Source organism: Psychrobacter sp. JCM 18900 (assembly GCF_904846625.1).
In the GTDB taxonomy this organism is placed as follows: domain Bacteria; phylum Pseudomonadota; class Gammaproteobacteria; order Pseudomonadales; family Moraxellaceae; genus Psychrobacter.
In genome coordinates, this window is sequence record NZ_CAJHBL010000003.1 from 527,713 (window position 1) to 545,943 (window position 18,231).

General features: G+C 45.9%; 12 protein-coding genes. 10 read left to right on the plus strand and 2 right to left on the minus strand.

All coding sequences use genetic code 11. The annotated features are described in order from the left end of the window. Positions 1 to 244 precede the first annotated feature (244 nt). The 6 genes from JMX96_RS07820 to JMX96_RS07845 all read left to right on the plus strand — a co-directional run bounded on the left by JMX96_RS07820 (position 245) and on the right by JMX96_RS07845 (position 9,234). A complete protein-coding gene (locus JMX96_RS07820; protein WP_201568424.1) occupies positions 245 to 2,020 on the plus strand; it encodes an AMP-binding protein in 1,776 nt (591 codons plus the stop codon). Between the two features lie 240 nt (positions 2,021 to 2,260). After that, positions 2,261 to 3,871: a carboxyl transferase domain-containing protein gene (locus tag JMX96_RS07825; RefSeq protein ID WP_201568425.1), complete on the plus strand. Its 1,611-nt coding sequence runs from the start codon at positions 2,261 to 2,263 to the stop codon at positions 3,869 to 3,871. A gap of 165 nt (positions 3,872 to 4,036) precedes the next feature. Continuing rightward, positions 4,037 to 4,846 carry an enoyl-CoA hydratase/isomerase family protein gene (locus JMX96_RS07830; protein ID WP_201568427.1) on the plus strand — a complete coding sequence of 270 codons (810 nt, stop codon included), beginning with the start codon at positions 4,037 to 4,039 and terminating at the stop codon, positions 4,844 to 4,846. Between the two features lie 77 nt (positions 4,847 to 4,923). After that, on the plus strand, positions 4,924 to 7,023 hold the full coding sequence (locus JMX96_RS07835; RefSeq protein WP_201568429.1) for an acetyl/propionyl/methylcrotonyl-CoA carboxylase subunit alpha: 2,100 nt from the start codon (positions 4,924 to 4,926) through the stop codon (positions 7,021 to 7,023). A 59-nt stretch (positions 7,024 to 7,082) separates the two neighbouring features. Further along, the gene (locus JMX96_RS07840) at positions 7,083 to 8,003 is read left to right on the plus strand and encodes a hydroxymethylglutaryl-CoA lyase (protein ID WP_201568433.1); all 921 of its coding nucleotides are present in this window, start codon (positions 7,083 to 7,085) and stop codon (positions 8,001 to 8,003) included. A gap of 43 nt (positions 8,004 to 8,046) precedes the next feature. After that, complete coding sequence (locus JMX96_RS07845) at positions 8,047 to 9,234, plus strand: isovaleryl-CoA dehydrogenase (RefSeq protein WP_057758345.1); 1,188 nt, start codon at positions 8,047 to 8,049, stop codon at positions 9,232 to 9,234. Positions 9,235 to 9,344: 110 nt separating this feature from the next. Here the strand turns inward: JMX96_RS07845 and JMX96_RS07850 are convergent, their stop codons facing one another. Together JMX96_RS07850 and JMX96_RS07855 are read right to left on the minus strand one after the other, a co-directional pair. Continuing rightward, positions 9,345 to 10,073: a pantothenate kinase gene (locus JMX96_RS07850; RefSeq protein ID WP_201568435.1), complete on the minus strand. Its 729-nt coding sequence runs from the start codon at positions 10,071 to 10,073 to the stop codon at positions 9,345 to 9,347. A 59-nt stretch (positions 10,074 to 10,132) separates the two neighbouring features. Next, positions 10,133 to 11,122: a biotin--[acetyl-CoA-carboxylase] ligase gene (locus JMX96_RS07855; protein ID WP_201568437.1), complete on the minus strand. Its 990-nt coding sequence runs from the start codon at positions 11,120 to 11,122 to the stop codon at positions 10,133 to 10,135. Positions 11,123 to 11,279: 157 nt separating this feature from the next. Between JMX96_RS07855 and JMX96_RS07860 the strand changes: the two genes are divergently transcribed. The 4 genes from JMX96_RS07860 (at position 11,280) to JMX96_RS07875 (ending at position 18,060) form a co-directional block, all read left to right on the plus strand. Beyond that, complete coding sequence (locus tag JMX96_RS07860) at positions 11,280 to 12,083, plus strand: sulfite exporter TauE/SafE family protein (protein WP_201568618.1); 804 nt, start codon at positions 11,280 to 11,282, stop codon at positions 12,081 to 12,083. A gap of 46 nt (positions 12,084 to 12,129) precedes the next feature. Further along, a complete protein-coding gene (locus tag JMX96_RS07865) occupies positions 12,130 to 13,071 on the plus strand; it encodes an STM4504/CBY_0614 family protein (RefSeq protein ID WP_201568439.1) in 942 nt (313 codons plus the stop codon). A gap of 36 nt (positions 13,072 to 13,107) precedes the next feature. Beyond that, on the plus strand, positions 13,108 to 14,049 hold the full coding sequence (locus JMX96_RS07870; RefSeq protein WP_201568441.1) for a hypothetical protein: 942 nt from the start codon (positions 13,108 to 13,110) through the stop codon (positions 14,047 to 14,049). A 66-nt stretch (positions 14,050 to 14,115) separates the two neighbouring features. Continuing rightward, positions 14,116 to 18,060, plus strand: a complete 3,945-nt coding sequence (locus JMX96_RS07875) for an AAA family ATPase (RefSeq protein ID WP_201568443.1) — start codon at positions 14,116 to 14,118, stop codon at positions 18,058 to 18,060. The last annotated feature ends 171 nt before the right edge of the window (positions 18,061 to 18,231 follow it).

An 18,231-nucleotide genomic window follows, 5' to 3' on the forward strand; every position in this document is an offset into this window, starting at 1 on the left:
ATAATGTGGCTGGCTTTTTCGTGTCAAATATTTGCCATGATTCTATGCTACCTTTTACTAAGTAGAAAGGCAGACTGTCTAATTAAATGATACATACTGTATTGATATTGTTGACAGGCTTTCATTGATGGCGTTATAGTAGCTGAATGCTATGTAAGACCTGCCCAAGGAAGAAGGTTTGCACGCAGGCTATCAATAAGTGCTATTTATAAATAATATAAAAAGTAAAACGAAAGGACTCGTTATGACTCAAACTCCTGATTTCGATTCGACTCGCGTTGACTTCGACACTATTTTAAACAACATTCCTAGTATCAATATGGGCGCACGCTCAGCCAACGCACCACTTACTCAAAGCTATGACAAAGGTCCTGATGTACCGCTGATTGAAGCGACAATCGGTGACTTTTTTGATGCTATTGTTTCTAAATATCCTGAGCGCGAAGCACTGGTCGTCCGCCATCAAAATATCCGCTGGACATATCGTGAGCTACAGCAGCAAGTGAATCAGCTAGCCAGTAGCATGATTGAAATGGGATTAGAGATTGGCGATCGTATCGGTATATGGTCACATAACAATGCTGAGTGGTTGCTCATGCAATTGGCTACAGCAAAAGTCGGCGTTATCCTCGTTAATATCAATCCTGCCTACCGTACTTTTGAGTTGCAATATGCCTTAAATAAACTGGGCTGCTCAGCGCTCGTACTGATGCGTCATTTCAAAACCAGTGACTATGCCAGTTTAATCCGTGAGCTGTGTCCTGAAATTTACCACAAAGACTACACTCAGCTTGATTTGGTTGAGATTCCGACGATTGAACGCATCATTTGGATTGATGAGCCAGAGTCTGAAGAGACCTTCGGTTTTATGCAAAAGTTCTCTGCGTGGATGAGCGAGGGCGATGCCAACGATCCGCGTGTTGCTGAGCGTCAAGCCCAGCTTAAAAACACCGATGCTATTAATGTACAGTTCACCAGTGGTACGACAGGTACACCAAAAGGCGCAACCTTAAGCCATCGTAACATCCTTAACAATGGCTACTTCATCGGTGAGGCCATGAACCTCACTGAAGAGGATAGGCTGTGTATTCCAGTACCTCTGTATCATTGTTTTGGCATGGTGCTTGGTAATCTAGCGATTCTCACACATGGCGGTTGTATCGTATATCCAAACGACGGCTTTGAGCCGTTAACCGTATTGCAAGCAGTCGAAGGAGAGAAATGTACAGGTCTGCACGGCGTGCCAACGATGTTTATCGCAGAGCTTGACCATCCTGAATTTGAAAACTTTGATTTGTCTACCTTGCGCACGGGCATTATGGCCGGGTCTAGCTGTCCGATTGAAGTTATGCGCCGTGTCATCGATAAGATGCACATGAGCGAAGTCACCATTGCCTATGGTATGACAGAGACCAGTCCAGTATCTTGCCAGACCAATGAGCACACGCCACTTGATAAACAAGTCTCGACGGTAGGACTGGTACAGCCTGCGCTTGAGGTGAAAGTCGTCGATACAGAAACAGGTGAAATTGTCCCGTTGGGCGAGACAGGTGAGCTGCTTACACGAGGCTATTCAGTGATGAAAGGCTATTGGGGTAGCCGCTTTAAAACGCGTGAAGCTATCCAAGATGGTTGGATGCATACGGGTGACTTGGCCACAATGGATGAAGATGGCTACGTAAAAATCGTCGGCCGTAGTAAAGACATGGTGATTCGCGGCGGCGAGAATATCTATCCGGTAGAAATTGAAAATTACCTCTATCGTCATCCAAAGATTCGTGATGTACAAATCGTGGGTATACCAGATGAGCGTTATGGTGAGGTACTCGCGGCGTGGATTATTCCGAAAGAGCCTGGCTGCTTGACTGAACAAGAAGTACGCGAGTTCTGTAGTGAGCATATCGCTCATTATAAAGTGCCGACCTACTATCGTTTTGTGACTGAATATCCAATGACCATCACTGGTAAAATTCAAAAATATAAAATCATTGAGCAAATGAAAGAAGAGTTGGGTTTGTAGTAAGCTTACTTATCTGCTCTAAAAAACAAAAGACTAACCATATTCATTTCACTATAAAAGTATTACAGCGTTAATCTCGCTTGAAGTATCACACATACATCTGCACTCGGTTGCCTTGTACTACTTTTAAATTGAATCGACTATATGTGAGCAACGCTTAAAAATAGTAGTTAGTATCATTTATATAAAAAGCTACTCACAGCTACGTATCTATCTATGTATAAGAAAAAAAGGGATATCATGAGCGCTATCATAACCAGTAAACTGAGTCCAAACTCAAGCGATTTTCAGCAAAACAGTGCCGCGATGCAAGAGATAGTCGATGACCTGTATGTACACTTGCGTAAAGTTGCCCAAGGTGGCTCAGAGCGCGCACGAGCCAAACATCTAGCGCGTGGTAAGCTGTTACCACGTGAGCGCGTCGAGCGTTTATTGGATGTAGGTACACCGTTCCTAGAAGTGGCACCGATGGCTGCACATGATATGTATGGCGAAGAGATTCCGGCGGCTGGCGTGATTGCAGGTATCGGCCGTATCAATGGCATCGAATGTATGATTGTCTGTAATGATGCCACGGTAAAAGGCGGCACGTACTATCCAATGACGGTCAAAAAGCATCTACGTGCGCAAGAGATTGCGCAAGAAAATCATCTGCCATGTGTGTATCTGGTTGATTCAGGTGGTGCAAACTTACCGAATCAAGATGATGTGTTCCCTGATAAAGAGCATTTCGGCCGTATCTTCTTTAATCAAGCCAATCTGAGTGCGGCAGGCATTCCACAGATTGCTGTGGTCATGGGTAGCTGTACGGCTGGCGGAGCTTATGTGCCTGCCATGAGCGATGAGTCTATTATTGTCAAAGAGCAAGGTACGATATTTTTGGGTGGTCCACCACTAGTCAAAGCAGCAACGGGTGAAGAAGTTACCGCAGAAGACTTGGGTGGCGGTGATGTACATACTAGACTGTCAGGCGTGGTTGATCATCTAGCGCAAAACGATACCCACGCGTTATCGATTGCCCGTAATATCGTCAGTCATCTAAATCGCCCTGCGAAAAACATCCCTAATCAAATCACACCACGTCCGCCACGTTACGATGCCAAAGAACTCTATGGTGTGATTCCAACGGACAAGCGCAAGCCGTTTGATATCAGAGAAATCATCGCCCGTATCGTTGATGACAGTGCCTTTGATGAGTTTAAAGCACGCTTTGGTACGACGCTAGTGTGCGGGTTTGCCCATATCGAAGGGATGCCTGTTGGTATTATTGCCAATAACGGTATCTTATTCAGTGAGTCAGCGCAAAAAGGGACGCATTTCATCGAACTGTGCTGTAAGCGCAAAATCCCATTAGTATTCCTCCAGAACATTACTGGCTTCATGGTTGGCCGCAAATACGAAAACGAAGGTATCGCTCGTCATGGTGCCAAGATGGTAATGGCGGTGGCTAATGCCAAAGTACCAAAATTCACCGTTATCGTCGGTGGTTCGTTTGGTGCTGGTAACTACGGTATGTGTGGCCGTGCTTATAGCCCGCGTTTCTTATGGATGTGGCCAAATGCCCGTATCTCTGTCATGGGCGGCGAGCAAGCTGCATCAGTACTGGCAACGGTCAAACGTGATAACTTTGATCGCAAAGGTGAAGCGTGGAGCGATGAGGACGAAGCGGCATTTAAAGCGCCGATTCGCGAAATGTACGAAGAGCAAGGTCATCCGTATTATGCCACCGCACGTATGTGGGATGACGGCGTAATTGATCCTGCTGATACGCGCAGTGTATTGGCTTTAGGATTAAGCGCTGCGTATAACGCGCCGATTGAAGAGACGACGTTTGGTGTCTTTAGAATGTAGGAGTTCTAAGGTCTCCCCATAATAAGCGACTACTGCGTCAACTTCATTTGAAGTATGGTTTGTACATCTACGCTTAGTCTTTGTACTTGGTTTCCTTGTATTAACATTATTATGGATTGACCAAGAGTTTATTTGAGTATTTACATAAAAAATATAGAGAAAGTTATGCAAAAAGACAGTGATAAAAATTATAAAAGCCTACTGGTTAAAGTGGAGCAGCACGTGGCGACAGTGACGTTAAATCGTCCTGAGATACGTAATGCATTTAATGATGAAATGATAGCCGAGCTAACCGATGCGTTCAATACGCTTGGTGCTGATGATGAGGTACGTGTCATTGTGCTAGCGGCTGCTGGCAAGGCTTTTTGTGCAGGTGCTGATCTCAATTGGATGCGTGCCATGGCGGACTATAGCTATGAAGAGAATCTAGCGGATGCTGATAAATTGGCGCAAATGCTTAAGACTATTTATGAATGTCCTAAGCCGACAGTTGCGGCTATTCAAGGCGATGTGTACGCAGGTGGCATGGGTTTGGTCGCTGCTTGCGATGTGGCTATCGCGGTCAAAATTGCTAATTTCTGCCTCAGCGAAGTGCGTTTAGGGTTGGCACCTGCCACTATCAGTCCTTATGTTATCCGCGCGCTAGGTGCTAGAGCGTCGCAGCGTTATTTCTTAAGTGCTGAAGTATTTGATGCCAAAAAGGCGCGTCAGCTTGGCTTTATCCATGAGCGTGTTAGCGAAGAGTGGCTAAGCGATGAAGTGGCTGCGTTCTGTAACAAGGTCGTCAAAAATAGCCCTGACGCGGTAAAAACCTGCAAACAGCTATTACACGATGTCGCTGGTGCACCTATTACAGATGAGCTGATTGCTGACACGGTCAAAGGTATCGCTGATATCCGCTCATCAAAGCAAGGTCGCGAGGGTGTACAAGCGTTTTTGCAAAAGCGTAAACCTGATTGGCTGACAGTAGACTAACTAGTAGCAGAACAATGATAGGCAAATGGGTAAATAGACAAGACGTCAAATAATAACGACAAGACACAGGGATAGTTATGTTTTCTAAAATTCTAATCGCCAACCGTGGTGAAATTGCTTGCCGAGTGGCTGCGACTGCTAAGCGTCTTGGCGTCAGTACCGTTGCTGTTTATTCTGATGCGGATCGTGAGGCCAAGCATGTGGCTGTCTGTGATGAAGCTATCTATTTAGGCGGTTCGGCACCGAAAGACAGTTATCTAAAAGGCGATGCTATTATTGCGATAGCGCTTGAGACTGGCGCCCAAGCAATCCATCCAGGATATGGGTTTTTAAGTGAGAACGCAGATTTTGCGCAGGCTTGCCAAGATGCTGGCTTGGTGTTTATTGGCCCATCGGCGGATGCTATCCGTGCTATGGGCGGCAAGTCTGAGTCTAAGCGCTTGATGGAATCGGCTGGCGTGCCGCTGATACCGGGCTATCATGGTGACAACCAAGATGCACAGTTTTTGCAGCAGCAGGCTGATAGTATTGGCTATCCTGTTTTGATTAAAGCGAGTGCAGGTGGCGGCGGTAAAGGCATGCGTATCGTTGAAAAAAGTAGCGATTTTATTGATTTGTTAGACTCATGTCGCCGTGAAGCGATTACCAGTTTTGGCAATGATCAAGTATTGGTTGAAAAATACGCGCTAAAACCACGTCATATCGAAATCCAAGTATTTGGTGATACGCATGGCAATTATGTGCATCTGTTTGAGCGTGATTGCTCAGTACAGCGTCGCCATCAAAAAGTATTAGAAGAAGCGCCAGCGCCCGGTGTCGATACTGCCATGCGTGAAGCGATGGGTACAGCGGCAATCGAAGCAGCACGTGCGGTTGATTACGTTGGTGCAGGTACTGTTGAATTCATCGTTGAGCAGCGTGAAGACTCTATGAATTTTTATTTCATGGAAATGAACACGCGTTTGCAAGTTGAGCATCCGGTTAGTGAAGCCATTACTGGTGTCGATTTGGTCGAGTGGCAGCTGTTGGTTGCTGCGGGTCAGCCATTGCCAATGGCGCAAGACGATCTGGCTATCAACGGTCATGCAATTGAGGCGCGTATCTGTGCTGAAAACCCTGACAATAATTTCTTGCCAGCGACTGGGACTTTATTCACTTATCAAAAGCCTGAGCATAGTACCTTCAACATTACTAATGTGCGTATCGATGATGGCGTACGTGAGGGTGATGTGATTAGTCCTTTTTACGACTCTATGATTGCTAAGCTTATCGTCCATGCTCCTACGCGCGAGCAAGCGTTGGCGAGACTAGATCATGCATTGGCACAGACGCGTATCGTTGGTCTGCCAAACAACGTGGCATTTTTGCGTTATATTTTAAATACCGATTCATTTAGCAAATCCAATCTTGATACAGCCTTGATAGAGCGTGAGCAGGATAAGCTTTTTGATCAGCATCCTCTCGGATTATCGACGCTTGTGGTGACTGCTATTGCTCAGAAGCTTGCGAGTGAAGCGACCACGCAAGGTTTAGATCCATTTAGCAAGCCAACGGGTTTTCGTGCTTATAGCGATTATACTCGTTCATTTAGCTTGGTTTATGATGAGCAGGCTTATAGCGCTCGCATCAGTAATTGGCATAATGCGAGTTGTGCTGATAGCAAAAAAGGCGGCGATAATCTCAGTAGTTTTACGCTCGTCATTAGAAGAGAAATCGCGAATACGCAGGATGATAGCAATATCAATGTGGCTGCTCAGACCGAAACAGTTTATGAAGGTCAGATCAGCTATGATAGCAGTGACGCGCACAATCATACCTTATGGTTAGAGGGTGCACGTATCAGTGCCCAAAGCTGGGTGAATAACGAGGCGGTCTACGTATTCACAGATAGCGGGCGTGATGAAATTACGCTTATTGATATCATGGCACATGTGGGTGAAGACACAGCAGCGGTTGGCAGTTTAAAGTCACCCATGCCAGGACAAGTGGTTGCATTCAAAGTAGCTGTTGGTGATACTGTGAAAAAAGGCGAACCACTTGCAGTTATCGAAGCCATGAAAATCGAACATACGATTACCGCACCGACGGATGGAGTGGTAGCAGAGCTATTATTTGCAGCAGGTGACTTGGTCGCTGATGGTAATGAGCTACTGCGCATCGATAGTGAGAGCGCATAGCTGACGAAGCCTAATAAAAAAGCCTCATAAAAGGGCAAATAGCAAAAAGGACGACAAGTATGAGCCATTCGTATCCAAGCCATGTCACCATCGTTGATGTCAGTCCGCGTGATGGGCTACAAAACGAATCCATGACGGTACCGACCTCTATCAAGCAAACGCTTATCAATGATTTAATTTCGGCGGGTGTTAAAAAATTGGAAGCGACCAGTTTTGTCTCGCCAAAGTGGGTGCCACAAATGGGTGATAACAGCGAGTTGCTCGACGCACTCGCGCCTACGCGGCAGACGGACGTTTGCTATTCGGTACTCGTGCCCAATATGCGTGGCTTTGAAAATGCTATCTTGCATCGCCCTGATGAAATCGTCATCTTTGGCTCAGCCAGTGAAACTTTTAGTCAAAAAAACATCAACTGTAGTATCGATGAGAGTATCGAACGTTTTGCGCCAGTAGCTGCTGCGGCAAAAGCACAAGGCATCAAAGTACGAGGCGTGATCTCTTGTACGGTCGGTTGTCCTTATGAAGGCGAGATTGCCCCTAGCCAAGTAGCGTATGTCACCAAGCGATTGATTGAGATCGGTTCAGAGCAGATTGGCATTGCCGATACGATCGGTGTGGGTACACCACTCAAAGTACAACGAACGTTGCAAGCTGCACTTGAGTATGCTGATATCTCTATGCTATCGGGTCATTTTCATGATACTTATGGTCAAGCATTAAGCAATACTTTGGCTGCATTACAAATGGGTGTGAGTGAGTTTGATACCTCTGTCGCTGGCTTGGGCGGTTGTCCTTATGCTAAAGGCGCAACGGGCAATGTCGCGACCGAAGATGTGGTGTATATGCTGCATGGCATGGGTATCAGCACAGGCATCGATTTGGATAAATTGGTCGTGGCAGGCGAGCGTATCAGTGCGTTCTTAAAGCGTCCGAATGGCTCAAACGTAGCACGTGCTCTAATCAATAAACGTCAGTCTTAAATAATTACTGTAAAAATTAAATACTAAAATACAAGGAATGGTTATGAGTTTACCTGGATTAAATTTTCAACTTGGCGAAGATATTGACGCGCTACGTGATGTCGTACAGCAGTTTGCGGCAAATGAGATCGCTCCACGTGCTGCTGAGATTGATAGCAGCGATGAATTCCCAATGGATTTGTGGCAAAAAATGGGTGACCTCGGTCTACATGGTATTACCGTTCCTGAAGAGTACGGCGGCTCCAACATGGGCTATGTTGCCCATATGGTCGCGATGGAAGAGATTAGCCGAGCTTCGGCATCAGTCGCGCTTAGCTATGGCGCACACTCTAATCTGTGTATTAACCAAATCAAACGTAACGGTTCTGAAGAACAAAAGCAGAAATATCTGCCAAAGCTAATCAGCGGCGAGTTCATCGGTGCCTTGGCAATGAGTGAGACAGGCGCTGGCTCAGATGTCGTTAGTATGAAGCTCAAAGCCGAAGAGAAAGACGGCAGCTATATTTTAAACGGTAGCAAAATGTGGATCACCAATGGCCCTGATGCGGACGTGATGGTGGTCTATGCCAAGACCAATCCTGAATTGGGTGCAAAAGGCATGACGGCTTTTATCGTTGAAAAAGGCATGGAAGGTTTTGGTACCGCACAAAAGCTAGATAAGCTCGGCATGCGTGGTAGCCATACTGGCGAGATGACTTTTAATAATGTAAAAGTGCCAAGCGAAAATATCTTGGGTGGTCTCAATGAAGGCGTTAAGGTACTGATGAGTGGCCTAGATTACGAGCGTGCCGTACTGGCCGCAGGTCCTATCGGTATCATGCAAGCAGTAATGGACAATGTGGTGCCCTATATCCACGACCGTAAACAGTTTGGTCAAGCGATCGGTGAGTTCCAGCTTATCCAAGGTAAAGTTGCGGACATGTATACGATACTACAAGCCGGTCGTAGCTTCTTATATACTGTCGGGAAAAACCTCGATATGTTGGACGCGCGCGGTGCCGGTCATAGTCGAGAAGTGCGTAAAGATTGCGCCAGTGTGATTCTATGGTGTGCCGAAAAAGCCACATGGATGGCAGGCGAGGGCATTCAAATATTTGGTGGTAATGGCTACACCAATGAGTATCCACTTGGTCGCTACTGGCGCGATGCTAAGCTGTATGAAATTGGCGCAGGTACCAGTGAAATTCGCCGTATGCTAGTCGGTCGCGAGCTGTTTAACGAGACCAAATAAGAGACAGCTAATGATGCCTTAGCTATTTTCTAATATAAAATAAAAAAGCAGCACGTGTAAAATGTGCTGCTTTTTTTGTGTCGACGTCGAACCGAATTATCTACAAGCGGTTAAGACTTATTGCGATAATCAAAGTATCTTGCCAAACCATTTAATAATAAATCATCACGTAAGCGCACTGGGCGATTAACGTGCTGCGAGATAATGGCTGCATCACCACCTGTCATAATCAATTCAAAATTAGGGTGACGATGGCTAATCTCATTAATCGCGCCGACGATAGAGAGCAAAATACCGCGATGTACCGCGTCTTGAGTGGTCAAGCCTTGGTTGACGCTATCAAAAGTACCGTTCGAGATAGTGATTTGCTTAGTACCAGAGAACAGTGATTCACGTTGCAGGTAGATGCTGGGGAAAATATAACCGCCCAAATGCTCAGCATGATCAATCAAATCAATGGTCACCGCTGTACCACAACCAATCACACACTGGCGTTTTTTCTTATCGACCGCACCGAGCATCTGTAGCCAGCGATCACAGCCGAGCTGCTGATCATTGTAAGCACTTTTCATCAGCGCGTGTGCTGCATCGACATGGACAAACTCAAACGGAATCTTCAAACGACTGAGTGTCTCTGATACTTTGGCATTGAGATTGTCACCCAATACCGATGAGATACCAATAAAGTCAGGTGCATAACGCTCAAAGCGATCCGTCAGACCCATAAGTAGTTCGGCAGGTGCTTGCAGGTGCTGCTTGGCATCATGCGCGACTATTTGTCCGATATCATCGGTTAGCCAGTATTTTAGGCGGGTATTTCCAAGATCAAGCCAGAGCATAAAAGTCCCTTTATATAGTGCTCGTTAATGATGGTGTTCATCAATATAATTGTCTAAGCCTAATAAATAACGTCGATGCGTCCAGTAAAAAGCGTAGAAATCTTACCGCTATCTTGGCGCAATTGCAAACAGCCATGTGTGTCGACACCGCAAGCGATTCCCGTCACGACTTTTTCTTCGTTATTATAGTCTTGCGTGACGCGCAAATGTAGACCTGATAGCGCATCCATCATCGCAAACTGCTCCAAAAAACTATCCAAATAATAAGTATGACCCGTTGGCTGTTCTATGCCCAAATGCTCAAAGCGTGTCATCGCCGCCATCAATGCTTTGCTCATCTGCTGATAGAGCATTGGTAGGTCTGGTAGGCTCGCAGATCGTGTCTCTAAAGGTAGCATCTCATTAATATCTTGTAAGCTAATCGCTTGGTAGCTCATGCCCTCAGACGTTTGCGTAGTGAGCTTTGGTGCTGCCTGTACGTTTAAGCCAATGCCTAGCACCACACCGACCAACCTGCCAGCTTTAGTCACTGGCTCTATCAAAATTCCAGCCAGTTTATTAAAAGGTAGCGTACGCTGATTTGCTACATCACTATTCAATGCTGATTCCAATACCGAGCTGTCCGTTATAGATTGTTCTTTAGATAGCTCTTTACATTGGCTCTGAGCTTGCTGATAAAAACCCAAGTCATTTGCCCATTTCACACCGATTGGTGTCAGTCCCTGCGCTTGCAGTTGCTCGTTCAGTGTTTGAATGACGGGCATTTTTGCCAGTTCAAGGCCAATGATGAGCGATAGCAGGCCACTGATCGGCATATGCACAGGATGATATAGCGACAGATAGACATTGCCGCGCGGTGATTGCCACGAGCGTCCGTGCTGTCCACGACCTGCGCTTTGGGCTTCCGCGGTCAAAACGTGTACGGTGGTGACATCTAACGACCCGTTTTGCAAGGCTTCTATCAGCTCGCTATTGGTCGAGGCGCTACTAGCCACATGACGGTGATTGAGCTCGGATAAATAGGGAGAAAAACTAGTGAGTGGCGGCATAAGTTTAGTCGATGTGGTTAAAGGAAACTTTGATATACTGAGCGATTGTTGCGGTCAGACAGTACCGAGTAAACAGCATAAAGGTCACGCTGAGATTTGGCAAATACAATTAAGCACGCCTAAGCGCCAGTCAGTATTATAAAAGGTTCGTTCTATGATGTTATATGTGTGGTTTGTGATTGCAGGCGCGCTTGCGGGTGTCAGCGCGGGCTTGTTTGGCGTCGGCGGTGGCATGATTATCGTGCCCGCATTGGTCTGGATTTTTACCGCATATGATTTTTCGCCAGAAGTAATCACCCATTTGGCCATCGGGACGTCACTGGCGACCATCGTCGTGACCTCGATCAGCTCACTGACGGCACATAACAAGCGCGGCGGCGTGCGCTGGGAAGTATGGCGCAAGATGGCGCTTGGATTGGTCATCGGTAGTTTGGTCGGCGCTGGTATCGCGGATATGATTGATGGACAAGCACTACAGGCTATCATTGGTTTCGGTGCACTATTGGTTGCTCTAAAAATTCTGTTCTTTTCGAATAAAGAACAAGTGGGTAAACCGTTACCATCGGCCGGTGTCCAGTTTGGTGCAGGTACTGGCATTGGGATGGCGTCATCTATTTTTGGCATTGGTGGCGGCAGCTTGACCGTACCGTTCTTGAACTGGGCAGGACTGCCGATGAAGCAATCGGTCGGCACGTCAGCAGCATGCGGCCTACCGATTGCATTGGCTGGAGCAGCGGGCTTTGCTTGGTTCGGTCAAGACGTGGTCAATCTACCTGAGGGTACGATAGGGTTTGTCCACGTCACAGGATTCTTGTTTATTTCAGTCGCCAGCTTTGCGATGGCAAAAGTCGGTGCCAAGCTTGCCCATGTCTTACCTGCGCTGATGCTTAAGCGCGCATTTGGTGTGTTGTTAATATTTGCTGGAGGGCAGTTGTTGTTGAGTGGGTTGGGTGTGATTTAGTTTTGGTGTAGCGAGGTAGTTACTAATAATAAATTGAGGGTTTAATATGGCTGTTACTGACTTATTCCATAAAAGGCAGAAAAGAATTCGAGGCGAATATCCTGATGTTTATCAATACGATGAATTACCAAATAAACTAAAAGTCCAAATAATTCACTTATGGGATGAAACAATAGAAGCGGACTATTCTGGCGGTGGTTGGAATCCTAGCAGTTTAAATCGTGAATATTTGAAAAAATGCTACAAGAGTCTATGCAAAGAAATAGGTGTGTTTAAACTAAATGAAGAAGATAGCGATGATGAAATTTACATTACCTACTTTGAAAGTATCTCTAGCTATTTTTTAAGTGAGGATAATATTGAACAAGCTCTAAGTATTATAGAGTTGATGGCGCAAACTATTTCTAGCTTCGCTAGAGAATATAGGTATAAGGTTTCTATAAACATTGACGAAGCTATCAATGAATTGAACCAACGTTTCCGCGAACATGGTGTAGGTTATCAGTATGAGAGCGGTCAAATCGTTAGAGTAGACTCTGAGTTTATCCACGCTGAAGCAGTTAAACCTGTTTTACAGTTATTAAGTAACCCTACATATATAGGTGCTCAAGAAGAGTTTCTAAACGCTCACGAACATTATCGTCATAGTCGTTACGATGCAGCTCTAACAGATTGTTTAAAAGCTTTTGAAAGTACAATGAAAATCATAATTCATAAGAGAAGTTTGGTATGTGATAAAAATGCAACTTCAAAGAAGCTTGTAGATTGTTGCTTAAGTAATGAATTGATACCGAAGTTTTGGACTGACCAGTTTAACTCATTAAGCAATATACTTACTTCAAGCATAGGTACACCTCGAAATAAATTAAGTGGTCATGGTAAAGGTAACGATGAGATAGAAGTTCCTGAACACCTTATTCAGTATGTGCTACATATGACCGCATCTACGATCGTATTTTTAATTAAAGCTGAAGAATCATTGGACTGAGTAAAGTAAGTAAGCAAACCGTGAGACATTATTAGTATGAAAGCTGCAGAAAAATACCGCCGTGTTTTCGGCTCAATGAATCATCTAAAAGACCAGTTATCATGGACGACGGGTCTCTCTAATATGGTAGAGTTTTTGGCATGGGAGCCACAGCGTATTTTAGGCATCACTAAAAAGCAATACGTACGCCAAATCATTGAGTGGGCGGCCCACCCAGAGTTAAAAGACAAAAATATAGAAGAGATTGAGCAATCAGTCATCAAAAAGCTCAATACGAAAATGAATGAAACTGAGCAGCTAGAGACGTATTCAACGCAAACGATGGGTATCTGTAATGCGAGAGAAGCCGTGCGCCGCGTAACGTTCTTTTCTGAAGACTATCTAAATAAAGAATTCGATATTTTTTTGAGTTTGTGCAGTGATGTTTATCTGAACTTATTTTATCAGCAGTTTATCAACTTTGAGACAAGCGGCTCATGGTCGACACATGGCAACAGCGGCATGTTTGAAAACAGTACAGAGCTAAAAGCAATGTATATGGACAACCTAGCCTATAACCATCAGGCGAATGTGCTGATAGCCAATGAGTTAAAACTCGTTGGTCGGAAAAACCCAGACCCAATCCTAAAGTACTGCTTAATGTACGAGCATTTATTAGCAAAAGGCTTTATCGAGAAAGGGGCAAAGTTTTTGCTGTTATTTATCGGTGGTGACGCGCTAAAGCAAAACAAGCAAACGCTCGTAGATCGGGAGCTGGCTCTATGTCATAAACGGCCAAGAAAGTATCAGCATTTGCTAAGACCAGAGCTGTTAAAAATAGTTAATCATTTAGAAGTGGCAAGTATCTCTTGGTCAGCCTTTATCGAGTTTAATAATCGCTACTTAGCAGAAAATAGCGTCTGCCAAGTGGAGCAAAAACTGCTGCGAGGGTTCCATCAAAGCCTTGAATCAAAATCGTTTATGCAGTTAGCCGTTTAACCCTAAAAACCCACTACAATTTCAGGTAGAATAGCCGCCTGTTTTTGCTAAGTTTATTGACTCTTCATGCGTTTAAAATCTCTAAAGCTGGCAGGCTTCAAATCCTTTGCCAATCCAACCACTTTTACTTTTCGTCATGGTATCACCGCCATCGTCGGGCCGAACGGCTGTGGCAAATCCAATGTGATTGATGCCATCCGCTGGGTGCTAGGCGAGACCTCGGCCAAGCAGTTACGCGGCGGGGCGATGAGTGATGTTATCTTTGCTGGTACGCAGGATAAGACAGCCAAAAGTGTCGCCAGTGTCGAGCTAACCTTTGAGCATACCCAAGATGAGCAGACTGGTATTCGCCACGAGTTTAACTTGTACCAAGAGCTATCGGTTCGCCGTCAGGTAAATAAAGATGGCCGCTCAGATTATTTTATCAATGGTACGCGTTGCCGCCGCCGTGATGTGGTCGATGTGTTTTTAGGTACAGGGCTGGGTGCACGTAGCTATGCGGTGATTGAGCAAGGCATGATTGGGCGCATTGTTGAGTCTAGTCCTGTGCAGCTGCGTGAGTTTATTGAAGAGGCGGCAGGTGTCTCACGCTATCAGGCTCGCCGTGAAGAAACGCAAAAGAAATTAGAGAAAACGAAAGACAATCTAGCGCGTCTGCATGATATGCAAAGCGAATTACTACGCCAGCAGAAAACACTGTCTAAACAGGCAGCGAGCGCGCAGCGTTACGAAGAATTGGCATTAACACTAGGTGATATCGAACAGCAGCTCGCCATTCAACAGCTCTATCAAGCGAAGCAAACGCATCAACAGCAGAAAGTAGCGCATGAACGTAGTGCTGCTGAGGTGTCGTCACTACAGGCTGACTATGACACGCTCAAAGCTCAGCAAGACAAGCTCACTGCGCGTATCAATCAAGAGCAATGGCTCAAAGACGATGCTCAAAGCGCTCACTATCAGCAGCAGCTCGGCTATCAACAAGCGGAACATCAATTGAGCGATGCTAAGTCACAGCTGACTACTATCGAGCAGCAATTGTCAGGCTTGGCTCAGCAGCGTGTGCAATCACTCGCTGATATCGAGCGGCTCAACGCTGAACAAGCTGAGCAGAATCAAGCGTTAGAAGCGTTACGTCCGCAGCTGACTGAGCTGACAGATAAACGCAATAACTATAAGCGTAATGAGCAGCCACTACAACGTGCGTGGCATGAAGCGCAAAACAATCTGTCACGCTTACAAGATAAAGCCCGTTCGCTTGAACAGCAGCAAGCCATTAATGCTCAAGCACAGAAACGCCATCAGCAAAGCCATGATAAATGGCAACGCCGCGAGCAAAACTGGCAAAACCTGTGGCAGCAATTACAGCAGTCTATAGCGCCATCTGCATCTGACAGTACTGATGTGAGTAAGACGGATAAGGTGCAAGATCTCAGTCAGGTGCTAGAACAGCAAGTCACTGAGCTAAGCATGCAGTTGCAGCAGGTTGAGCGTCAATACGAAGCCGTCGATGAACGCTTGTCCGAGATACAACCGCAAGCGCATAGTTTGCAGCAGAGACTAAACACACAACAGAGTAAGTTGAGCGATTATGAAAAGCGTCATGCGCTACTGGCAGGCGAATACGATACCCTGCATCAGATATTGCATCCGAAACCTATAAAACAGCAATCAGCAAAGACCCAAACTACTGCGACGGATAATGCAGATAACGATGGCATACATCATCAGCCGTTAGCCATCGCGACGCTACGTGAGCAGATTGAGCTAAGTGCCAAAGGGCAGGAGTATGCGCCGCTACTCGATAGTATCTTGGCATTATGGCTAGACAGCCATGTGCTGACATCTAATCCACAAGCTAATCAAATCAAGCAATCAGACGTTAACAACGCTAATAGCATTTCTCAGAAAACTGATAGCCTCTGGCAAGTGCTTGAGCATGACGTTGCAGACTTACTGACTTATCAGACGGCACAAAATACGCCTGCCAGTGCAAAAGATAAAACTCTAATAGAGACAGGTCATAGCTTATGGTTGCCAACTGCGAAAAGTGATATTAGTGACCAAGAATTTGTCAGCGAATTGCCAGACAATTTGATTGATAAAGTGTTGCCATTATCGCAGTTGATTACTCAGCCGCTACTCTCGCTATGGCAGCAGTGCTATATATATACGGCGCAGTTTGAGACCAGTCAACAGAATGAGATTGACACACTTACTGATGTACTAAAATTATTACCATCGTCCGCTATCCTACTTACCGCAGATGGTTGGCTCATCAGTCGTCATGGAACGATTAATTTAAGCAAATTCGCTGGTGCGCAAGATAATCAAAGTGATAGCAGCAGTCAATTTCTCACTCAGCGTTTGCAGCAGCGCACTCGTTTGCAAGCGTTAGAAGACTTGCTTGATGAGTTTGAAAGCAAAATACAAGAGCAGCAAAAGTTTATTGCAAAAGACCAGCGCGATTATGATGCGTTGATGGTTAGCTTGGAAGAAACGCGCGCGCAAGCTGAGCAGTTAACCCGTGATAAGCATCAATACCAGCAGCAACTGACGACCGAGCGAGCCAATGCTGAGCGGTTGCAAGCGGATAGCCAGCGTTTGAACGCTGATAAAGCAACGCTTGAGCAAGAAAAGCAAGAACTGGTACAAGAGCAACAAACCCTTGAGCAAGAACAACAGCACATTGAAAGTGAGATCGCCACACTCACTCTGCAAATAGCAGAGGCACGAGCGACAACTCAGCAACTGCAAGCTGAGCGCAGCGATCTAAACCGCGCGCGTCAAGTCGATGATGACGCGTGGCAAGCATTGCAGCTGCGTATTCAGCAGTATGAGATGCGTTTAGAGCATAGTGTTAGCAGTCTGGCTCGTACGACTGAGCAACATGATAAGTCGTTAGAGAATGAGCAAAGTCTACAGACACGTCACGAGCAGCAGCAGGCCAAATTGCCAGAGCTACAAGCAGCTTTGCAGTCTGCACAGGTAACGCGCGATGAGCAGCAAGTGCTATTGAACGAGCGCGATACTGCGCTAACAGCACTAAAACAAACGTACGCTGAGCAGCAGACAGCATTTGATACATTGCAAAATACGTTACAAACGCAGCAAAGCGAGCTTGCCCGTCATGCTACTGAGCTGGCACTGAGTGCTGCACGGTTAGAGGATGCTAGCGCACACACGCAGAGCGCTTTAGATGCTTATTATCGTGTAAGTCATAAATATAAAGCGCAAGCAGAACAGCCACAACAAAGCATGAGCGTCTCAAACCTGCTAGCAGATTTTATCGCTCATGATCGCCGCGTCCGTCCAGACAAAATCGTTGAGCTAGAGTCCGAGCGAGCCAAGTTGACCCAGCAGTTGAGCAAGATTGGGCCAGTCAATTTGGCAGCGGTCGCAGAGTTGGCCGAAGTGAACGAACGCCTAGAGCCACTCGCACAGCAGACGGCAGATATCGCGGCCAGTATGCAGACATTGACTGAAGCGATTGCCTCTATTGATGAGACGACCAAGACGCTGTTTATGCAGACACTTGACGCAGTCAATAATGAGTTGGCCAATTTATTTGCCAAAGTCTTTGGCGGTGGGCAAGCCAGTCTGACACTGAATACTGAGGAGATGCCAGCCAATACGCCAAAGTCGGAACAATGGCGGGCAGGGCTTACCTTGATGGCGCAGCCGAAGGGTAAACGTAATAGTCGCTTAGCGGTATTATCGGGTGGTGAAAAAACCCTTACTGCATTGAGTTTGATTTTTGCGATATTTAAGCAGCATCCTGCACCGTTCTGTGTCCTTGATGAAGTTGATGCACCGCTTGATGATGCCAACGTCGCGCGCTTTACCAGTCTCATCCATGAGCTAGCAGATGATTTGCAGTTTATTTTTATCAGTCATAATAAATTAACGATGCAAATTGCTGATGAGCTAAAAGGTATTACCATGCCAAGTGCAGGCATTTCTACACTCGTCAGTGTGTCGCTCGACGAAGCTGCGCGTTACGTAGAGAGCTAAGCGTGAAATAACCGACACTAAAAGTGCTATGAGAATCAGCGCGATGCAAATATAATCAATCAATTGGCATAAATGCAAATAAGCTTGACCTCAGTCCAGCATACTGGTTATAAAGTACACAATGTGGTGACGATATAGGTCAGCCATGCTAGAATATTGCCATTTATGCTC

Coding starts and splice junctions, on each gene's coding strand:
- JMX96_RS07850 (WP_201568435.1), bottom strand. CDS start 10,073: ATGCTCTGGCTTGATCTTGGAAATACCCGCCTAAAATACTGGCTAACC.
- JMX96_RS07840 (WP_201568433.1), top strand. CDS start 7,083: ATGAGCCATTCGTATCCAAGCCATGTCACCATCGTTGATGTCAGTCCG.
- JMX96_RS07835 (WP_201568429.1), top strand. CDS start 4,924: ATGTTTTCTAAAATTCTAATCGCCAACCGTGGTGAAATTGCTTGCCGA.
- JMX96_RS07825 (WP_201568425.1), top strand. CDS start 2,261: ATGAGCGCTATCATAACCAGTAAACTGAGTCCAAACTCAAGCGATTTT.
- JMX96_RS07870 (WP_201568441.1), top strand. CDS start 13,108: ATGAAAGCTGCAGAAAAATACCGCCGTGTTTTCGGCTCAATGAATCAT.
- JMX96_RS07855 (WP_201568437.1), bottom strand. CDS start 11,122: ATGCCGCCACTCACTAGTTTTTCTCCCTATTTATCCGAGCTCAATCAC.
- JMX96_RS07860 (WP_201568618.1), top strand. CDS start 11,280: ATGTTATATGTGTGGTTTGTGATTGCAGGCGCGCTTGCGGGTGTCAGC.
- JMX96_RS07830 (WP_201568427.1), top strand. CDS start 4,037: ATGCAAAAAGACAGTGATAAAAATTATAAAAGCCTACTGGTTAAAGTG.
- JMX96_RS07820 (WP_201568424.1), top strand. CDS start 245: ATGACTCAAACTCCTGATTTCGATTCGACTCGCGTTGACTTCGACACT.
- JMX96_RS07845 (WP_057758345.1), top strand. CDS start 8,047: ATGAGTTTACCTGGATTAAATTTTCAACTTGGCGAAGATATTGACGCG.
- JMX96_RS07865 (WP_201568439.1), top strand. CDS start 12,130: ATGGCTGTTACTGACTTATTCCATAAAAGGCAGAAAAGAATTCGAGGC.
- JMX96_RS07875 (WP_201568443.1), top strand. CDS start 14,116: ATGCGTTTAAAATCTCTAAAGCTGGCAGGCTTCAAATCCTTTGCCAAT.